This window comes from Crossiella sp. CA198, from assembly GCF_052078295.1.
GTDB lineage: Bacteria > Actinomycetota > Actinomycetes > Mycobacteriales > Pseudonocardiaceae > Crossiella.
In genome coordinates this window covers 221,254-240,617 of record NZ_JBQJIM010000010.1, presented here as the reverse complement: position 1 = coordinate 240,617, position 19,364 = coordinate 221,254, and the positions used below count along the sequence as shown (strand labels likewise).

General features: G+C 71.8%; 17 protein-coding genes. 12 read left to right on the top strand and 5 right to left on the bottom strand.

All coding sequences use genetic code 11. From position 1 onward, the window contains the following. Positions 1–5: 5 nt before the first annotated feature. The gene (locus ACTOWY_RS18805) at positions 6–1,109 is read left to right on the top strand and encodes a type VII secretion protein EccE (protein ID WP_441310943.1); all 1,104 of its coding nucleotides are present in this window, start codon (positions 6–8) and stop codon (positions 1,107–1,109) included. Between the two features lie 4 nt (positions 1,110–1,113). On the opposite strand, the gene ACTOWY_RS18800 is transcribed toward ACTOWY_RS18805, so the two are convergent. Further along, complete coding sequence (locus tag ACTOWY_RS18800) at positions 1,114–1,896, bottom strand: MBL fold metallo-hydrolase (RefSeq protein ID WP_441310942.1); 783 nt, start codon at positions 1,894–1,896, stop codon at positions 1,114–1,116. Positions 1,897–1,988: 92 nt separating this feature from the next. On the opposite strand from ACTOWY_RS18800, the gene ACTOWY_RS18795 reads away from it, so the two are divergent. Continuing rightward, the gene (locus tag ACTOWY_RS18795) at positions 1,989–2,591 is read left to right on the top strand and encodes a TetR/AcrR family transcriptional regulator (RefSeq protein ID WP_441310941.1); all 603 of its coding nucleotides are present in this window, start codon (positions 1,989–1,991) and stop codon (positions 2,589–2,591) included. A 28-nt stretch (positions 2,592–2,619) separates the two neighbouring features. Here the strand turns inward: ACTOWY_RS18795 and recD2 are convergent, their stop codons facing one another. Further along, entirely contained in the window at positions 2,620–4,836 is a 2,217-nt protein-coding gene (gene recD2, locus ACTOWY_RS18790; RefSeq protein WP_441310940.1) for an SF1B family DNA helicase RecD2, read from the bottom strand. Between the two features lie 118 nt (positions 4,837–4,954). Between recD2 and ACTOWY_RS18785 the strand changes: the two genes are divergently transcribed. Further along, positions 4,955–6,856: a S9 family peptidase gene (locus ACTOWY_RS18785; RefSeq protein WP_441310939.1), complete on the top strand. Its 1,902-nt coding sequence runs from the start codon at positions 4,955–4,957 to the stop codon at positions 6,854–6,856. 84 nt (positions 6,857–6,940) lie between these two features. Beyond that, positions 6,941–7,240 carry a hypothetical protein gene (locus ACTOWY_RS18780; protein ID WP_441310938.1) on the top strand — a complete coding sequence of 100 codons (300 nt, stop codon included), beginning with the start codon at positions 6,941–6,943 and terminating at the stop codon, positions 7,238–7,240. On the opposite strand, the gene ACTOWY_RS18775 is transcribed toward ACTOWY_RS18780, so the two are convergent. Continuing rightward, a complete protein-coding gene (locus tag ACTOWY_RS18775) occupies positions 7,224–8,180 on the bottom strand; it encodes an Lrp/AsnC family transcriptional regulator (protein ID WP_441310937.1) in 957 nt (318 codons plus the stop codon). The two genes, ACTOWY_RS18780 and ACTOWY_RS18775, sit on opposite strands and share 17 nt — an antisense overlap. 132 nt (positions 8,181–8,312) lie before the next feature. On the opposite strand from ACTOWY_RS18775, the gene ACTOWY_RS18770 reads away from it, so the two are divergent. The 3 genes from ACTOWY_RS18770 (at position 8,313) to ACTOWY_RS18760 (ending at position 11,612) form a co-directional block, all read left to right on the top strand. Next, positions 8,313–9,839 (top strand): carboxylesterase/lipase family protein, encoded by a 1,527-nt coding sequence (locus tag ACTOWY_RS18770; RefSeq protein ID WP_441310936.1) that lies wholly within the window; start codon positions 8,313–8,315, stop codon positions 9,837–9,839. Positions 9,840–9,875: 36 nt separating this feature from the next. Then, positions 9,876–10,520 (top strand): MBL fold metallo-hydrolase, encoded by a 645-nt coding sequence (locus ACTOWY_RS18765; protein ID WP_441310935.1) that lies wholly within the window; start codon positions 9,876–9,878, stop codon positions 10,518–10,520. Between the two features lie 63 nt (positions 10,521–10,583). Continuing rightward, positions 10,584–11,612, top strand: coding sequence for an exonuclease domain-containing protein (locus ACTOWY_RS18760; protein WP_441310934.1), 1,029 nt, complete (start codon positions 10,584–10,586; stop codon positions 11,610–11,612). Positions 11,613–11,711: 99 nt separating this feature from the next. Here the strand turns inward: ACTOWY_RS18760 and ACTOWY_RS18755 are convergent, their stop codons facing one another. After that, positions 11,712–12,503 carry an L-tyrosine/L-tryptophan isonitrile synthase family protein gene (locus tag ACTOWY_RS18755; protein ID WP_441310933.1) on the bottom strand — a complete coding sequence of 264 codons (792 nt, stop codon included), beginning with the start codon at positions 12,501–12,503 and terminating at the stop codon, positions 11,712–11,714. A gap of 281 nt (positions 12,504–12,784) precedes the next feature. Here ACTOWY_RS18755 and ACTOWY_RS18750 point away from each other — a divergent pair, with 281 nt between their 5' ends. Both ACTOWY_RS18750 and ACTOWY_RS18745 read left to right on the top strand, forming a co-directional pair. Further along, the gene (locus ACTOWY_RS18750; protein ID WP_441310932.1) at positions 12,785–13,744 is read left to right on the top strand and encodes a LysR family transcriptional regulator; all 960 of its coding nucleotides are present in this window, start codon (positions 12,785–12,787) and stop codon (positions 13,742–13,744) included. A gap of 554 nt (positions 13,745–14,298) precedes the next feature. Further along, positions 14,299–15,231 carry an aldose 1-epimerase family protein gene (locus ACTOWY_RS18745; RefSeq protein WP_441310931.1) on the top strand — a complete coding sequence of 311 codons (933 nt, stop codon included), beginning with the start codon at positions 14,299–14,301 and terminating at the stop codon, positions 15,229–15,231. Here ACTOWY_RS18745 and ACTOWY_RS18740 read toward each other — a convergent pair. Then, positions 15,156–16,067 carry a helix-turn-helix transcriptional regulator gene (locus tag ACTOWY_RS18740; RefSeq protein ID WP_441310930.1) on the bottom strand — a complete coding sequence of 304 codons (912 nt, stop codon included), beginning with the start codon at positions 16,065–16,067 and terminating at the stop codon, positions 15,156–15,158. The genes ACTOWY_RS18745 and ACTOWY_RS18740 overlap by 76 nt on opposite strands. Before the next feature lie 161 nt (positions 16,068–16,228). Here ACTOWY_RS18740 and ACTOWY_RS18735 point away from each other — a divergent pair, with 161 nt between their 5' ends. The 3 genes from ACTOWY_RS18735 (at position 16,229) to ACTOWY_RS18725 (ending at position 19,333) form a co-directional block, all read left to right on the top strand. Then, positions 16,229–17,224 (top strand): aldo/keto reductase, encoded by a 996-nt coding sequence (locus ACTOWY_RS18735; RefSeq protein WP_441310929.1) that lies wholly within the window; start codon positions 16,229–16,231, stop codon positions 17,222–17,224. 71 nt (positions 17,225–17,295) lie between these two features. Next, positions 17,296–18,186: an oxygenase MpaB family protein gene (locus ACTOWY_RS18730; RefSeq protein ID WP_441310928.1), complete on the top strand. Its 891-nt coding sequence runs from the start codon at positions 17,296–17,298 to the stop codon at positions 18,184–18,186. A 40-nt stretch (positions 18,187–18,226) separates the two neighbouring features. Then, positions 18,227–19,333, top strand: a complete 1,107-nt coding sequence (locus tag ACTOWY_RS18725) for a polyprenyl synthetase family protein (RefSeq protein WP_441310927.1) — start codon at positions 18,227–18,229, stop codon at positions 19,331–19,333. Positions 19,334–19,364: the final 31 nt, after the last annotated feature.

The window sequence follows — 19,364 nt, the reverse complement described above, 5'->3', positions numbered from 1 at the left end:
TGCGGATGAGCGTTCCCTCGACCGGTCGGCGGGGACGGGTGGTGCCGTTGGGCGCGGGCACAATTGCCGTGGTGGAAATCGCGGCGCTGGCCGTGCTGGCCACCGCGGTCCCCTTCGGACCGGTGAGTATCGCCGCCATCACCGTCGCCACCCTCGCCCTCGCCGTTACCCTGCTCCGGATCCGCGGCCTGCCGCCGTACCGCTGGGCAGCCCTCTACCTGCGCTTCCTTCGCCGCAGGCCCCGGCTGGCCGCCCGCGAGGCGGCCACCCCGCTGCGGGCCCTGTTACCGGACCTGTCCGTGCATACCCAGGTGGACCGGGCGGGCAACAGGGTAGGAGTGGCAACTCTTGAGGCAGCGGCCTCTTTCTGCACGATGGTGCGGATCGCACCGGCGGCACACCCTACGCCGGACGCGCTGATCCGCCTGCTCCAAGAGGTCTACGAGCGTTCCGACATCCGGCTCAGCAGCGCCCAGCTGGTGGTGTGGGCACTGCCCGGACTGCCGGCCAGCACCGGCGCGGCCACCCCGATCCGGGTGCACTGGCTGTCCCTGCGCTACCGCCCCGCCGAGGCCCCCCTGGCCGCACTGGCCCGCGGCGGCGGCCAGGAAGGCAGCAGGCGGGCCGTGGCCAGCGCCGCACACCGCCTGGTGAGCCGCCTCGCCGAGGCCGGATATCCGGCGACCGCCCTGGACACCCTGGAACTGCACCAGGAACTCCTGGTCGCCGTCGGCGCCGACCCGGAGGTCGTCTCCGGCCCGGTCGCGCACGACGGCACCGCCCGGCACCGGGTCACCGAGTCCTGGCGGGACGTCTCGGTGGGCCGGCTGCGCCAGGCCTGCTTCGTGCCCAAGGACCCGGCCGACGCGGTGGCCCTGCTCGGCCGCTGCGCCCCGGAGGCGATGTTCACCTGCACCTCCTACACGCTGTCCCGCACGGCCCGCGGCGACCTGGTCGCCCAGGCCCGCGCCAGGGTCGGCGTGGCCGCCGGTGGGCTGTGGCTGAGTCCGCAGCGGGCCTCGCAGAGCCTGGGCGTGCCGGTGGTCCCGGTGGACGGGCGCCAGGACGAGCACACCAAAGCCACCCTGCCGCTGGCCCTGACCCCGTAACCGGTCAGGCAGCCAGGTCCAGCCATTCCCCGACCGCCAGCACACGTGCCCGCCCGCCGGCGTGCGCACGGAACTCCCGCTCCGGGTCGGTGACCTCGACGTAGCCGGGGATCTTGTCCGGTTGCTCGGCCTCGTAGTGCATCGGCACCGCGTGCCGGGCGTCGAGGATCACCGCGGCCGCGGCGGCCTGCCTGGGGTCCATCGCGGCCGGCAGCGGGCTCGGCGGCTGGAGGTGCGGCGCGTCGACCACCGCGCCGTTGGCGGGCAGGAACACCGCGTCAACCGGGCTGAACCGGCGGGCGATGAGCCACCAGTAGCCGTGGAACATCGTGTCGCCGCCGTGGAAGACCCGCTGCCCGTCGGCCTGCACCACCCAGTTCAGCTGCGGGTCGCCCAGCCCGTCGACGGCGGGGACCGCGGTGACCCGGAACGGCCCGACCTCACAGGTGGACCAGGCGGGCACGACCTCGGCGGCCAGTTCGTGCCGGGCCAGTGCGCGTTCGGCGGGCAGGGTTGTCACGTTATCCAGGTCGTCGCCGTGGCCGGGCGCCGGTCGCAGTACCGGTGCGCCCGGGGTCAGCACGTCGGCGAGTGCGGCCGCGTCGGTGTGATCGCGGTGCAGGTGGGTGAGCAGCGCGGCAGTGACCTTCCCACTCGGCCTGACCAGTCCCGCACCGGGCTGCCACCCGGTGAACAGCGGTGACAGGTCCCGCACGTAGTCGATCACCAGTCGCCCGCCGCCCGCCTCGATCTCCACGCCGGCCCAGCCCAGTCGTCGCACCCGCATCTCGCACTCCCTCGTTCCGGTGACTGCCGGGGAAGTTAGCGTACGGGCGTTCTCTAAATCAATAGCGAACGCGCGTACGCTATCCTCGTCACATGTCGCCACGACGTTCAGCGGTCGAAGCGCAGGCCACCCGCGGCCGGATCCTCGACCGGGCCGCCGAGATCGCCTCCGAGGAGGGCCTGGACGGCATCACCATCGGCAGGCTCGCCGAGGAGCTGGAGATGAGCAAGTCCGGGGTGCACAAGCACTTCGGCACCAAGGAGACACTGCAGATCTCCACCCTGGACAAGGCGTTCGTGGACTTCTGGCACCGGGTGGTCGAGCCCGCGCTGGCCGAGCCGCCGGGTCTGGCGCGGCTGCGCGTGGTGTGCGCGAACTCCGTGGACTATCTGGAAGCGCCGCTGCTGCCCGGTGGCTGTCTGATGACCGCGGCGCTCACCGAGTACGACGGCCGCCCCGGCCGGGTCCGCGACGCGGTGGCCGAGGTGTGGTCGCGCTGGCGGGACCAGCTGCGGGCGGACCTGGTCGCGGCGGTGGACAACGGCGAGTTGCCCGCCGGGTTCGATCTCGACCAGGCGCTGTTCGAGATCATCGCCGCCGGGCTGGCGTTGAACGCGGCCATGCAGCTCCAGCACGACCAGGCGGCCGCGGGCAGGGCCCGCCGCGCGATCGAACGAGCCCTGGACCAGTCCTGACCCGCACGATCCTGTTGCCGCGCAACGCCTATCCGCGCAGCCGCCAGGCCAGTGCGGTGTGCCTGCGCCCGGCCCCGACCGTGCGCACCACCTGACCGATCGCCCGCCGCGAGCCGACCAGCACCACGATCCGCTTCGCCCGGGTCACCGCGGTGTAGAGCAGGTTGCGCTGCAACATCATCCACGAACTCGTGGTCAGCGGGACCACGACCACCGGGTACTCGCTGCCCTGGCTGCGGTGGATGGTCACCGCGTAGGCGTGGGTCAGCTCGTCCAGTTCGCCGAACTCGTAGTCGACGTCCTCGTCCTCATCGGTGCGCACGGTCAGCTTCTGCTCATCGTTGTCCAGCGCGACCACCACGCCCAGGGTGCCGTTGAACACGCCGTTGGCGCCCTTGTCGTAGTTGTTGCGGATCTGGGTCACCTTGTCCCCCACCCGGAACACCCTCCCGCCGAAGCGCCGTTCCGGCACCTCCGGGCGGCTGGGCGTCAACGCCTCCTGCAGCACCAGGTTCAGCGCGCCCGCCCCCGCCGGACCGCGGTGCATCGGGGCCAGCACCTGCACATCCCGCCGCGGGTTCACCCCGAACTTCTTCGGCAACCGCCGCGCCACCACATCCACGGTCAACTCGGCGGCCGCCTCGGCTTCCTCCACCGGGAACAGAAAGAAGTCGTCCAGGCCGTCGGTGATCGGCTGTTCGCCCGCGTTGATCCGGTGCGCGTTGGTGACCACCCCGGATTGTTGCGCCTGCCGGAAAACCTGGGTCAGCCGCACATGCGGGATCGGGCTGTCCGCGGCCAGGAGATCACGCAGCACCTCCCCCGCCCCCACCGACGGCAACTGGTCCACATCGCCGACCAGCAGCAGGTGCGCGCCGGGCCCGATGGCCTTGACCAACTTGTTGGCCAGCAACAGATCCAGCATCGACGCCTCATCCACCACGACCAGATCCGCGGGCAGCGGGCGATCGCGATCGTAGGCCGCGTCACCGCCGGGCCGCAGCTCCAGGAGGCGGTGCACGGTCGCGGCCGGGTGCCCGGTCAGCTCGGTGAGGCGTTTGGCCGCGCGGCCGGTCGGCGCGGCGAGGACCACCCTGGCGTTCTTGGCCCGCGCCAGGGAGACGATGGAGCGCACGGTGAAGCTCTTGCCGCAGCCGGGGCCGCCGGTGAGCACCGCGACCTTCTCGGTCAGCGCCAGCTTCACCGCTTCTTCCTGTGCCCCGGCCAGTTCGGTGTTGTTCTGCCGCCGCAACCAGTCCAGGGCCTTGCTCCAGTCCACCGCGGCGAACTCCGGCATCCGGTCCTCCCCGGTGCGCAGCAGCCGCAGCAGCGAGGCGGCCAGGCTGATTTCCGCGCGGTGGAAGGGAACCAGGTAGATCGCGCCAACCGGAGTTTCCGCGTCCTCGCCCGGCACCTGTTCGCGGACCACGCCTTCCTCGGCGATGAGTTCGGCCAGGCAGTCGATCACCAGTCCGGTGTCCACCTGGAGGATCTTGATCGCCTCGCTGATGAGTTCTTGTTCGGGCAGGAAGCAGTTGCCGTTGCCGGTGGCCTCGGACAGGGTGAACTGCAGGCCCGCCTTGACCCGTTGTGGGCTGTCGTGCGGGATGCCGACCGACTTGGCGATGGTGTCGGCGGTGCGGAACCCGATCCCCCACACGTCGGTGGCCAGCCGGTAGGGCTCGGTGCGCACCACGTCGATGGACTTCTCCGCGTACTGCTTGTAGATCCGCACGGCGAGGGAGGTCGACACGCCGACCCCCTGCAGGAAGATCATCACTTCCTTGATGGCCTTTTGTTCCTCCCAGGCGGCGGCGATCAGCTTGGTGCGCTTGGGTCCCAGCTTGGGCACCTCGATCAGCCGCTGCGGGGTCTGCTCGATCACGTCCAGGGCGTCCACGCCGAAGTGGGTGACGATCCGGTCTGCTAGGACTGGTCCGATGCCCTTGATCAGCCCGGAACCCAGGTAGCGCCGGATGCCCTGGATGGTCGCGGGCAGCACCGTCGTGTAGTCCTCGACGTGGAACTGCTTGCCGTACTGCGGATGTGAGCCCCACCGCCCGCGCATCCGCAGTGATTCACCGGGTTGCGCGCCCAGCAGCGCGCCGACCACGGTCAGCAGATCGTTGGCGCCGCGCCCGGTGTCCACCCTGGCCACGGTGTAGCCGGTGTCCTCGTTGGCGAAGGTGATCCGTTCGAGCACGCCCTCCAGCACCGCGTGCTTGAACGGTTCGCCGCCGGTCATCCCCGCCACCCCTCACCGTGTCCACGCCGGGACAACACCTATCACAGCCCCGGCTGCCCCACGGACACGGTGGCCGGGCAGCGGGGTGCCGCGCTGGTGACGTTGACACACTGATCGCATGACAGGTCTGACCGCCGAACTCGTGGTCGAGGGGCACGTCCCGCAGACCCCGGCTATCGCGCCGAACGGGCAGCTGCTCTGCTACGTTCTCGCTCCCACCAGCCGAATCGGTGACCACCTCGACACCACACTCTGGCTCGCCGACCTCGAAGGCGACGGTGGGTGGCGCCGGGCGACCAGCGACACCGCGACGGAGTCCCGGCCTCGCTGGTCCGCGGACTCGCGCACGTTGTACTTCCTGTCCGACCGCGCCGAGCGTGGCACCGCGCAGGTGCACCGGCTTACCCGCGCCCATGACGTGGTGATCGCGTTGACCACCTGGCGCGCCGGCATCATCGACCACCTGCCGCTCGCCGATCCCAACCTGGTCGCGCTGCTCGCCGAGGACGAGCCCACCGAGCAGGACACGCGCCGCGTCCAGGACCGCGATGACGCCATTGTCGTCGGTGAGCGCGAACCGCGTGCCCGGCTGCGCCTGCTCGACCTGCGCACCGGCCAGGTCAGTACCCCGAGCGTGTTCGGCCACCGGCACGTCGTCGAACTGCGGCAACGACCCGACGGTGGCCCGCTCGCCGTGCTCACCCAGGCCAGCGCCGACAAGGACTACGGCCCCCGCACCAGCCGACTGCACCTGTTCGACCCCGCAACGGGGACCGCGGTGGACCTCGGACCGGTCGAGGCCGACGCACACTCGCTGACCTGGTGGCCAGGCGAGGACGGTTGGCACCTCGGCTATGTCGCACTCACCCCACCGGTCCTGCACGCCGGCACCGCCGTGTTCGACCTGGCCCTGGGCAGCCACGTCCGACGCAACCGCACCGCCGGCCTGCCGATGTGCCCCACCGAACTGTGCCAGACCGACGCCGCCCCGCTGGTGGTGTTCGCCGACGGCCTGAACACCACCGTGGCCCGGCTCGACCCCGACGGTCCCACCCCACTGTCGCAGCACCCCGGCCGCCTCGACGCCCTCACCACCACCCCCGCGGGCACGGTGATCGCGGTACTGACCGGCACCCGTTACCAAGCCACGAACGTTCACCTCGGACCACCGGCCGGGCCGCTGCGGAAGATCACGGACACCCGACCCGAACTGGACGGCATCACCTTCGGCACCCAGCGAGCACTGGCCTATCGTGCCGCCGACGGCCTCGATCTGGACGGCCTGCTCGTACTGCCAGCCGGGAAATCCGCTTCGGACGGCCCGTTCCCGCTTGTCACGATCGCACACGGCGGCCCCTACGACCGGTACGCCGATCGGCTCCAGCTGTTCTGGTTCCCCAGCGCGCAGTGGCTGGCCACCGCTGGCTACGCGGTGTTCCTGCCCAACCCGCGCGGCGGCCAAGGCCACGGCCACCAGTTCGCCGCCAGCGTCGCAGGCCGGGTCGGCCAGGAGGAATGGACCGACATCCAGACCGGCATCGACCTGCTCATCGCCGAGGGCATCGCTGATCCCGATCGGCTGGGCATCGCCGGCGGGAGCCACGGCGGCTTCCTGGCCGCCTGGGCGATCGGGCAGACCGAGCGGTTTCGCGCCGCGCTGGTCAGCGCTGGTGTCGTCGACTGGGGGATGCTCGCCGCGACCGGGGAGAACGGACAGTTCGAGGCCGCGCTCGGCGGCAGCACCGGGTGGCACGGAATCGGCCCACACCGGCATGACGCGGTCAGCCCGGTCTCCTTCGCCTGCCGCGTCCGCACCCCGGTGCTCATCCTGCACGGGGCCCAGGACACCAACGTCCCCCTCGGCCAGGCCGTGTACTTCCATCGGGCACTGCGCCACTTCGGCGCCGAGCACGAGTTCGTGATCTACCCCAGAGAGGGCCATTCGATCCGGGAACGCAACCACCAACTCGACCTGCTGCGCCGCACCCGGGCCTGGTTCGACCGCTGGCTCCGACCCTGACCAATGACTCCAGGTAATAGATTGACCACATAACGTTGGAGACAGCTGTCCTTACGGTTCGCGGCGCCTGTCTAGCGTCGCATCATGGGTCGATCACGCGGCGCGGCCATCCGCCTGGTCCGCGAACTGATGTCCTGGCCGGAACTGCACGACCGGCTGGCCGCCGAACAGTCTGGCGCGGCGCGTGGCCGGCCCAGCCCCGCGGATGTGCTCAGCCAGCTGCTCAACCTCAACAACGCCTACCAGGTCCCCGCGGCCAGTGGCCTGATCTCCTTCAGCGCCAAGACACAAGGCAACCCCGGCGGCAAACCGGTGCCGGTGCTGCAGGTGCCGCCGCCCCCGGCCGGGCCACCGACCACCCCGTACTTCACGCCGAGTGGCTGACCCCGGCCCGCCGGGCCACGTGCAGCACCGGGGTCACGTCCACGCCGGTGATCTCCGGCAGCGCGCCCAGGGTGCCGGTCAGCAACTCGTAGAGGTCCTCGCCGTCCCGGCACACCACCGCGACCAGGAGGTTGCTCGGCCCGCTGGTGGTGGCGGCCATCCGGGTGGCCGGGTGCGCGGCCAGCACCTTGGCCACCTTGCCGAGCCCGGCGGGCTGGATGGTCAGCCACAGCAACGCTTCCAGGTGGTAGCCGAGCAGGCGCGGGTCGACCTCGGTGGTGATGGCGATGGCGCCCTCGCGCAGCAGGGCGTCCACCTTGCGGCGGGCGGTGGACTCCGAGACGTTGCTGTGCCGGGCGAGTTCGGTGAACCCCATCCGCCCGTCCTTGACCAGCAACGCGGTCAGCCGCCGGTCCACCTCGTCCAGGGCGGGCAGCGGCCGGGTCGCCGGCAACGGGACCACCTCGCCCAGCCTGGCCTTCTCTTCGGCCGACAGCAGTGGAGCCTGCCAGCCCAGCGCGTCCGGGAAGATCCACAGCAGCCGCCGGGTCTGCCAGGAGTCGATCGAGGAGGTCTTGGGCAGTTCCTTGAGCAGCAACAGTTTCAGCCGGTCCGGGGTGCTCACCCACAGCGTCGCGGCGATCTCGTCGCCGCCTTCCAGGATGAGCACCTGCCACGCCTCGGGCAGCGCGGCCAGGGCCTCGGCCACCGGCGGCGTCCGGCCGGGGCGGCAGCGCACGCGCAGGACCAGGCCGGTGAGGTCGGGGTCGAGCACCGGGTTGGGGATCGCGCTCACCCGCACCGTGCCACCGGCCAGCAGCGGCGCGAGCCGCCGGGTGACGGTGCGCTCGGACACCCCGGCCGCCGCCGCGACACTCGACCAGGTGGCCCGGCCGTTCACCTGCAGCGCGGCGACCAGTCTGCTGTCAAGATCATCCATATGCGTTCGCCGGTTCTCGTCGACTGGGACCGCCACTGTGCGGGATTTCGTCGTTTCAGCGTACTGGACGACCGGTTCCAGGCAAGTCCGCGCTGAAGTGGAGGGCGAACACCAGGACAACGGGAGGCCGAAGTGGCACAGGTGAACAGGCGGATGGCACTGGGACTGGCCGGTGGCGCGATGCTGACCGCCGCGGTGCCGGGGGTGGCCGCGGCGGCCGGCGCGGACGTGGTCGCGACCACCCCGCTCGGCAGGCTGCGCGGCGTGCGCGCGGGCGAGATCACGGTGTGGCGCGGCATCCGCTACGCCGAGCCGCCCACCGGGGAACACCGCTTCACCGCACCCCGCCCGGTGCGGCCGTGGAGCGGGATCAAGGACGCCACCGAGTTCGGCGCGGCCGCCCTGCAACTGGCCGGACCGCCCCGCCCGCCGGGTCCGCAGAGCGAGGACTGCCTGTTCCTCAACGTCTACTCCCGCGGCACCAGCGGTCGCCGGCCGGTGGTGGTGTGGATCCACGGCGGCGCGTTCACCAGCGGCGCGGGCAGCGACTACGACGGCACGGTCTTCGCCGAGCGCAACGACCTCGTGCTGGTCACGATCAACTACCGCTTGCACGCCTTCGGCTACCTGCACCTGACCGGGCGGCCAGGGTCGGGCAACGCCGCGCTGCTGGACCAGATCGAGGCCCTGCGCTGGGTGCGGCGAAACATCAGCGGCTTCGGCGGCGATCCGCGCACCGTCACGGTGATGGGCGAGTCCGCGGGCGGCATGTCCATCGGCAGCCTGCTGGGCGCGCCCGCCGCGACCGGCCTGTTCCGCCGGGCGGTGACGCAAAGCGGCGGCGCCCGCCCGCACTTCACCCCCGACCAGGCCCAGCGCACCACCGACTATGTGCTCAAGCAGCTCGGCATCCCCGGCCCGGACTCGCCCAAGCTGTTCACCGTGCCCGCCGCCGACGTGGTCGCCGCGGCCGCCACCGCCACCCAGGCCCCCGAACTGAACGGTGAGGTCTTCCACCAGGTCCTGGACGGCCACGTGCTGCCCACCCACCCGCTGCGCCGCATCTCCCCCGCCGTCGACCTCATGATCGGCACCTGCCGCGACGAGTCCAAGCAACTCGCCCAGCTCTTCCCGCTCTTCGCCCCCGGCCTGGAAGCCAAGCTCGAATCAGTCGTCGGCGACGTCCGCTTCGCCCAGATCCAGGCCGCCTACCGCAAACACAGCCCGGCAGGCCGCGACCCGCGCCTGGACCTGGTCAGCGACACCTTCGTCGGCCTGCCCTCGATCTGGCTGGCCGAAGCCGCCCACCGCGCGGGCGCCCGCGCCTGGACCTACCGCTTCGACTACGAGGACGCCTCTCCCCTGGGTCCGGTGCACGCCTCCGACCTGGCCTTCACCTTCGGCAAGGTCCGCCAGGACCAACTGCACCCCCAGGCCAACCTCAAGTTCGCCCAGCGCCTGGCCACCCAGCTCAACGACTCCCTCAGCGCGTTCGCCCGCTCCGGCGACCCCCGCCTGCCCGACCTGCCCCGCTGGCGCCCCTTCGAGCCCGGTGCCCGCGACACCATGATCTTCACCCGGCATCCCTATGTCCGGGAGGACCGGGTGCCCGCCGAGATCCGCACCGCCTGGACCGGCGTGCCACCCACGGCGTTCTGATCGCGAACTGCACAGCCAGACTGTAGAGTTGCGGGTATGCGACTCACCAAGTACGGCCACGCCTGCGTCCGGGTCGAGCACGAGGGCGAGACCATCGTGCTCGACCCGGGCGCCTTCACCGAGCCCGAGGCGCTCACCGGCGCCACCGCGGTGCTGATCACCCACGAGCACTTCGACCACTTCGACGGCGACCGCCTGCGCCAGGCCCTGGACGCCAACCCGGCACTGCGGGTGTGGACAACGGACTCGGTCGCGGCCCAGCTCACCGGCCTGGCCGGCCGGGTCACCACGGTCGGGCACGGCGACCGGTTCGACCTCGGCGCGGTGGAGGTCGAGGTGCACGGCACCTGGCACGCCGAGATCCACCCGGACCTGCCCCTGGTGCCCAACAGCGGATTCCTGCTCGGCGGCACGGTCTTCCACCCCGGCGACGCGCTCACCGTGCCCGACCGGCCGGTGGACACCCTGCTGCTGCCGCTGCACGCGCCCTGGTCCCGGGTCGCGCACCTGATCGACTACGTGCGCGCGGTCAAGCCCCGCCAGGCCTACCAGGTGCACGACGTGCTGCTCAGCGACATCGGCCGCACCCTGACCAGCAGCATGCTCGGCGAACGCGGCCCCGGCACCGGCGCGCCGCTGACCCTGCTGGCCACCGGCGAGAGCGTCGAACTGCCCGCCTGACCCCGGCGGTGATCATCGCGACGGATACGCTGCGTCCGGTGATCGCTACGGATCGGGGGTTCGGTGGGCTTCGCGGTGGTGGACGTCGAGACCACGGGCTTCGCCGCAGGCCGCGACCGCGTCATCGAGATCGCCGTGGTCCAGGTCAACGCCCAGGGCGCCATCACCGGCGAGTGGTGCACCCTGGTCAACCCACGCCGTGACCTGGGCCCGCAGCACATCCACCGCATCACCACCCGCGAGGTGCTGCCCGCGCCCACCTTCGAGGAGATCACCGGCGACCTGGTCACCCGGCTGACCGGCCGGGTCCTGGTCGCGCACAACCTGACCTTCGACGCCAGATTCCTGCAGGCCGAACTGAACGCCGCCGGCCTCCTGCCCCCGGCCGATGCCCTCGACGGCCTGTGCACCATGACCCTGGCCCCGCGCTACCTCACCACCGACCGCCGCAACCTGGCCGCCTGCTGCGCCGCCGCGGGCATCCCGCTGACCAACGCGCACTCGGCCCTGCACGACGCCCGCGCCACCGCGGCCCTGCTCGCGCACTATCTTGCCGCGGGCCACGACGACTGGTCCCCGCTGCTCGAAGCCGCCCGCTCCCGCCCGTGGCCGCTCACCCTCGCCCTGGACACCCCGGTGGTGCACCGGAGCGCGCCCGGCCATCCGGTCGCCCGCCGCCCCCGCCGGGAAGGCGCCCCCAGCTACCACCGGGCGAGCCGGAACCCGGCCGCGTTCCGCACCGGCACGGCACCCGGCCCCGCCCCCGTCCCCAGCCCCGCCCCCGTCCCCCGCTCCGCTGAGGAGGACCGCCCCGCTGGCGCGGAGCTGCCCGCCGGATTCCGCCTGGACGCCGGCGACCGTATCGCCTTCACCGGCCAGACCGACCAACCCCGCGAACGGCTCCAGGCCCACGCGGCCGCCGCCGGGCTGATCACCCACCCGGAGAACGTCTGCCGCTGGACCAAGGTCGTGGTCGCCGCGGACCCGGATTCCCTGTCCACCAAGGCACGCAAGGCCCGCGACTACCACATCCCGATCATCACCGAACCGGTGTTCGCCCGACTGCTCGCCGAGCTGCGCACACCAGGATGACCAGCAATCCCAACGGATAGGCGTTCTGGTACCGCGGTTCCAGCCCGCCCGCGGTCAGCCCGGCCACCGCGATCGCGAGCAGCCGCCAAAGCCAGCCGCTCAGGGCAGGACGTAGTGGCTGGGGCGACCGGCCCGGTGCACAAGCCGCGCGCCCAGTTGTTCGGCCTCGATCCGCTTCATCAGGGTGAATCCGCTGGGCTCGCGCACGGCCACCGCGTGCCAGGGGGTGAGCCAGGCGTCCGGGGTGCGGCCGAGCAGCAGGCCGAGCTTGGCCGCGCCGCAGGGCTGCGGATGGATGGACAGCCGCACCGCGTCCGGGAACCGGGCGCCGACCAGCTCGCCCCAGGCCCGGCTTCGGGCGACCACGCCATAGGCCCGGTGGCGGCTTTCCCGTTGCAGCGCCGAGCGAGTGCCCGCGTAGCCGGGGCCGTACCGGTCCTCCAGCAGGAAGCGGACAATGCCCAGGTACATGGCGCGCAGGTCGGCGTCGGCCCGGATCCGCGCACGCAGTTCCGCGATCGGTTCGGTGTACTCCGCGTCGAGCAGGCGGCGCAGGGATTCCGGGCCGGAACCGGGCGCGTAGTCGTCCACTGTGTACAGATCGAGGTGGGCCGACCCGGTGGCGCGGATGAGCGCGGCCATCTCCTGCTGGTAGGCGGTGATCGCCTCGTCCGGCACGCCGATCAGGTCGCCGAAGACCCGGCCGTCGGAACAGATGGTGAGCCGGGCGCCCGGCGGATACAGCCCGGTCAGCTCCGCGCACAGGTCGCTGAGGAAACCGACGGCGAGTTCCTCGGCCAGGTCGGGCAGGTGGCCGAGCACCTTGTCCCGGTTGGGCGATTTGGCCGGAAAGGCGGGCAGGACGAACTGAATCGGCCGGTTCTGCCCCATTGCCCGGATCACCGCGGGCAGGTGCGCGGAAAGGCACCGGGGGCACGGACTCGGTCCGCACGGCCCGCCATTGCGTGCTTTCCGCTGGTGCGCAAGCACAAGTTCGAGCACCCGCGTGGCCAGCCGTGCCGGTGTCGTGGAGGACAACATGCAACTCATTAGAATTTGAACAATTCGGCGGGGGCCACTGACACCTCGCCATGACCGCGGGACATGGTTCGACCGGTCAGGGGACGATCAGCGGCTACGCGGCCAGGTCAGCGCGTCCTAGCATCGAGATCATGGACGTGGAGATCCGGCACCTGCGGATGATTGGGGCCATCAGCGAGGCGGGCAGTCTCAGCGGCGCGGCCACCCGGCTCGGCCTGACCCAGCCGGCCCTGACCCGCCAGCTACAGCGCCTGGAACGCGCCTTCGGCGGCATGCTGTTCCACCGCGACCGCAACGGGACCCGTCCGACCGCGCTGGGCGAGCTGGTGGTGCAACGGGTACGGGTCCTGGTGCCCTCGGTGGACGAGCTGATCGAGGAGGCCCGCCAGCACGGCGCCCCGCTGTCCGATGGCCCGGCCCGGATCCGCGTGGTGGCCCACCCGACCCCGCTACCGGGTCCGATCACCGAGCACCTGCACGAACTGGCCCCGGAGGCCGACATCACCCTGCGGCAGGAACGCTGCGGCCAGACCGCGATGGAACTTCTGGCGGGTGGCGCGGCGGACCTGGGTGTGCTCGCCGAGCACCCGGGCATGCCCCTGGACCGCCCGCCGGGCGTGACGGTGCACACCATCGCCACCGAACCGCTGTTCATCGCCGTCGCAACAGGACATTCGCTAGCAAACGAATTCGAGATCTCGCTGGCCGACCTTTCCGAGGAGAACTGGATCCTCCCCCAGGGCCTGGAAATCCGCTGCGCGGAATACCTCCGCGGCATCTGCGCCAATGCCGGTTTCATCCCCCGCATCGCCTACCGCCTGGACAGCTTCAACGCCCGCGACTTCCTCCGCCGCGGCCTGGGCGTCATGCTCGCCCAAGCCACCTTCCGCCTGGAGGAGGGCATCTCGGTCCGCCCCTTCGCCGGCGCCCGCCCGGACTTCCGCCACATCCTGGCCTTCCGCACCGACAGCCCCCTGGCCGCCCTGACCGACACCCTGGTCAGCAGCGCGATCCGCGCCTACTGGGCCAAGGCGGACCAGGCCCCGGTCTACCGAAGCTGGCTGTCCCGCACCGACGAGCTGGCCGGCTGACCCCATCCGCCACCGTCCCAGCATCCCGGCCGTTCCGGACCCGACACCGCGGTCGTTCCGAGGCAAACGATCGAACCCGTACCACCGCATCAGCCACGCCGCACGGCCCGCGTGATCCACGCCAGGCAGCACGCACCACCATCCGCCCACACGCGCCAGCGACCACCCTGCGCCATCCGTGCCCCGAGGCCCGTCTCAGACCGTCCCCGGCCGCGCCGGCCGCCCGCCGCGCCCATTGCCCGCCACGTCGCTTCACCACCGCGGCGAGCACGGCTGCCCACCGCTCATCCCACGGCACCCGCAGGCCTCATCCCATGGCACCCGCACGTCGCCACCAGCCCGGCACCTCGCGCCGCCACCGCCAGGAAGGCGAGCCCGCTCGCACGCCCCGACAGCGACATCCGGCCTACACCGCCCGGTGCCATCGCAGGTCCGGACCTGCGTCCACGCCGCCGTCCCTGACCGCCACTCGCAAGACCCACGCACCTACGTGGCAGGCGACACACTCTGACGAGCGACTCGGCCCCACCGCCGCGGATGACACAATCCGCGCCATGACGATGAACGGGCGCCTGTACGAGATCCGCTCTGGCCGGCACACCGCGGTGGTGGCCGGAGTGGCCGCCACGCTGCTGTCCTGGCGGGTTGACGGCGTCGAGCGGCTGCTCACCCACGCCGCTGACGAACTTGGCGACAGCTATCAGGGCAAGACCATCGTGCCGTGGCCGAACCGGATCGAGGACGGGGCCTACACCTTCGGCGGGGTGCGGCACCAGGTTCCGCTGAACGAGCCGGACCGGGGCGCTGCCCTGCACGGGCTGCTGAGCTGGACTGAGTGGTCGCTGGTCGAGCACACCGAGGACCGCGTGGTGCTGACCCAGGACCAACGTCCGCAGTACGGCTATCCGTTCGCACTCTCCTTCCGTATCGAGCACCAGGTTGACGCCGATGGCGTCCGGATCACCTTGCAGGCCACCAACACCGGCTCGGCACCGGCGCCCTTCGGCGCGGCGCACCACCCGTACCTGGCCACCACCGGACCGGTCGAGCTGACCGTGCCGGCGGCCACCTACTACCCCACCGACAACCGCCTGCTGCCCATCGGCAAGGAGTCGGTGACCGGCACCGCGCTGGACTTCCGCACCGCTCGCTCACTCGGCTCGGCGGCCCTGGACACCGCCTTCACCGACCTGGTCCGGGACGAGCGGGGACACGCCGTGGCCCGGGTGGCCGACGCGACCGGCACTGCCACCGAGCTGTGGCTGGACGGCGGCTACGACTACCTGCAGGTCTACACCGACGACTACGCCCCGGCGGCACGCACGCCGCGCTCTGGCATCACCATCGAGCCGATGACCTGCGCGCCGAACGCCTTCAACAGCGGTGACGGGCTGATCGTGCTGGAACCGGGTCAGAACTGGAACGGCTCCTGGGGGTATCGGTCCATCGCCTCCAGTTCTTCCAACGCGGCCTCTGCCTCGGCCTGATCCTCCGGGGTCTGGTTGGCCAGGATGCCGAGCAACTGCAGGCGGTCGTGGCTGACGGTGCCAGGCTCGGCGGAGTAGACCAGTAAACGCTGGTCGTGCTCGGGGGTCAGCAGGATCTCGCAGTGCACCTCGATCAGTCCCATCTCGGGGTGCAGGAAGCGTTTCTCATCCGACCGGCGCACGGCCACGACGTGTTCGTCCCAGAGTTCGGCGAACTCGGCGCTGCTCGCGCGCAGGGCCCGGACGAACTCCAGCACGTCTTTGTCCTTGGCTCTGCGGGCCACGGTGGCCCGCAGATCCGCCACGTGCACCCGCGAGTGGTGCGGGTGGTCCTCGGCCGGGAACAGCGCGCGGCTCTCCGGGCGGGCGAACCAGCGCCAGTAGAAGCTGCGGTCCCAGCCGTGCGCCGAGACCAGATCACCCATCAGGGCGACCGAGAGCGGGTTCTGCGCGAGCACGACACCAAGGTCGGAGACCACCTGGGCGGGGTTGTCCCACAGGCGGCCCAGCAGCGACCGCAGGCTGGGCCGGATCGTCGCGGTGGGCTCCTGCGGGACCGGTGGCTCGTGCCCGGCGAGCAGGTACAGGTGGTCCCGTTCGTCACCGGTCAGTCGGAGCGCGCGGGCCAGGCTGGCCAGCACCTGGGTGGTCGGATGTCGGCCTCTGCGCTGTTCAAGGCGGGTGTAGGTGTCGGTGGAAACACCGGCGAGGCGGGCCACCTCCTCGCGGCGCAGGCCGGGGGTGCGGCGGCGGGTCAGGTCGAGGCCGGCCACCTCGGCGGGCTGCACGCGGGCCCGGCAGCGGCGGAGGAAGTCGGCGAGTTGGGTTCGGTCCACGGCTCCACCCTGCCCTGCCGCACCGACAGTTATCCAGGGACTCCGAGTCCCTGGGACGCCCAGTCCCAGGGACTCGGAGTCCTCTCCTCAACTCGGCGCCGGCGAGGCAGGCTCGGGTCAGCGGCAGCTTCGCCGCGAAACCGACTGGAGGACCCACCGTCATGAACACCCGTCCCCTCGGCGCCACCGGCCCGGCCGTCGGCGCGCTCGGCCTCGGCTGCATGGGCATGTCCGACCTGTACGGCCCGGCCGACCGGACCGAGAGCATCGCCACCATCCACGCCGCCCTGGACTCGGGCGTCACCGTGCTGGACACCGGCGACTTCTACGGCATGGGCCACAACGAACTGCTCATCGCCGAGGCACTGCGTGGCCGCGATCGCGAGCAGGCCGTCATCAGCGTCAAGTTCGGCGCGTTGCGCGACGCCGACGACAACTGGCTGGGCGTTGACGCCAGACCGGCCGCGGTGAAGAACTTCGCCGCGTACACGCTGAAGCGGCTGGGCACCGACCACATCAACGTCTACCGCCCGGCCCGGCTCGACCCGGCCGTGCCGATCGAGGACACCATCGGCGCCATCGCCGAGCTGGTGCGGGCCGGGCACGTACGGCACATCGGGCTGTCCGAGGTCGGTGCGGAGACCCTGCGCCGGGCCGCCGCGGTGCACCCGATCGTGGATCTGCAGATCGAGTACTCGCTGATCTCCCGTGGGATCGAGGCGGAGATCCTGCCGGTCTGCCGCGAGCTGGGCATCGGCGTCACCGCCTACGGAGTGCTGTCCCGGGGCCTGCTGTCCGGACACTGGGCGCCCGGCCGGGCGATGCCGGCCGGGGACTTCCGCGCGCACAGCCCGCGATTCGCGCCGGAGAACCTCGGACACAACCTGGGCCTGGCCGAGGCATTACGTGCGGTGGCCGAGCCCCGGGGCGCCACGCCCGCCCAGGTGGCCATCGCGTGGGTGCTGCACCAGGGGCAGGACATCGTGCCGCTGGTGGGCGCGCGCAGGCGGGAACGGCTGACCGAGGCGATCAGCGCGCTCGACCTGGAACTGTCCGATGTGGACCTCAAGACGATCGAACGCGCGGTGCCGGCGGATGCCGCTGCCGGAGCACGCTATCCGGAGCCGTTGATGGCGCACCTGGACAGTGAGCGGTGACCCCGGATCGGCCCATGTCGCCCGGCGGGGCGGGTGGGTCATGATGGAGGCTCCCCGTCGAGGAGTCCGCCATGACCGCACCCGGGCCCGGATCCCTGTACTGGCGTTACGCGGGTGACCGCCGTGCGCTGCTGCTGCTCGGGCGGGTCGGTCTGCTGGAACTGATGTTCCCGGCGCTGGGCGCGGGCGTGGTGGAGCACTCGGCGTTCTACACCGAGCCGTGGGCCCGCACCCTGCGGTCGATCCCGCGGATCGCCGGGGTGGTCTACGACGGTCCGGCGGCCGGGTCGACCGCGCACGGCATCCGCGAGCTGCACCACGGCATCACCGGCCGGGATGATCAGGGGCGGCGGTACCACGCCCTGGATCCGGAGGTGTGGTTCTGGGCGCACGCGACCATGTTCGACGCGGTGCTGCAGATCGCGGAGGTCTTCGACCGGCCGTTGACCGAGGCGGAGCGGGAGCAGCTCTACGCCGAGTCGGTGCTGATCTACCGGCGGTACGGGGTGAGTGATCGGCCGGTGCCCGGCGATTGGGCGGAGTTCCATGCCTACTTCGAGCGGGTGTGCGCCGAGCAGCTGGAACTCACCCCGGCGGCGCGGGCGTTGCTGGCCTTCGTGCAGCGGCCCGAGACGATGGCGCAGCCGTGGCTGCCCGCTCCGCTGTGGCGGCTGGTCGCACCGCTGGTGGGCCGGGTGCTGTGGTTCCTGACCCGCGGGTTGTCGCCGCCGGTGGTGCGGGCCAAGATCGGTGCGTGCTGGCGGCCGGTGGACCAGCAGCGGTTTGTGCGGTTCGCGGCGGTGGTAGCCCGGCTCTGGCCGTTGCTGCCGTACCGGCTCCGCTACCTTCCGCGGGCTCGGGTCGCCTTCGCCCGCACCAAGACCGGCCGGGACAACCGGCAGTCTTGGGGTCGCCGCAGGTCAGTGCCGTTCGCGGATGCGCGTTCCCGGTCCGGCGGCTAGCGTCGCGAGGCGGGAGGCGCGGCGAGCGGAGGAGGGGGACTTGCCGGTCCAACAGGTGGTGTTCGCCGCGGAGCTGGCCGAGGCCGGGCTGGAATCGGCCATCGAGCAGTTCCTGCGGACGCGTGGCGACAGCGATGTGCGGGCCGGAGTCGATCCGGCGGTGGTGCGGGCCCTGACCGAGTTGGCGCTGGCCGGCGGCAAGCGGATCCGGCCGGCCTTCGCCTGGTGGGGCTGGCGGGCCGCGGGCGGTGATCCGGCCGGGGAGCGGGCGGACTCGGTGGTGCGGGCGCTGGTGGCGCTGGAGTTGTTGCAGTGCAGCGCGTTGGTGCACGACGACGTGATGGACCGGTCCTCGACCCGGCGTGGGCAGCCCGCGGCGCAGGTGGTGTTCGCGGGCCGGCATCGGGCGGCGGGCTGGTCGGGCTGCGCGGAACGCTTCGGTGACGGGGTGGCGATCCTGATCGGTGACCTGGCGCTGGCCTGGGCGGATGATGCGCTGGTCGGTTCCGGGGTCAGCCATGACATGTTGCGGCGGGCCTGGCGGCCGTGGCAGGCGATGCGCAGTGAGATGGTGGCCGGTCAGTACCTCGATCTGCGGGCGCATGCCAAGGGCGAGGACTCCGTGCCCGCGTTGTTGCGGGTGGCCCGGTTGAAGACGGCCAGCTACACCATCGAGCGGCCGTTGCAGCTGGGCGCCGAGCTGGCCGGGGCGGCTGAGCCGATGGTGAGCCGGTTGCGGGCGTTCGGGCGGTCGCTGGGCGTGGCCTTCCAGCTCCGCGATGACCTGCTGGGGGTCTTCGGCGATCCGGCGGTCACCGGCAAACCGGTGGGCGATGACCTGCGCGAGGGCAAGCGGACCCCGCTGCTGGTGCTGGGGCTGCACCTGGCCGAGCGGACCGGGCGGCTCGCGGTGACCGAGCTGCTGACCGGGATCCTGCGCGGCAGCGGGGAAAACCCGGTGGAGGAGTCCACTGTGGACCGGGTGCGTCAAGGGCTGACCGAGGTCGGGGCGGTGGACGCGGTGGAGCGGATGATCGCCGAGCACACCGCGGCCGCGCTGGCGGCGCTGGCCGCGGCGGACCTTCGTGCGGGCCCGGCCGGGCAACTGGGTACGTTGGCCAGGGTGCTGACCGAACGCGATCACTGACGGGTTCGGCAGCCGGCGGACGACCGAACGG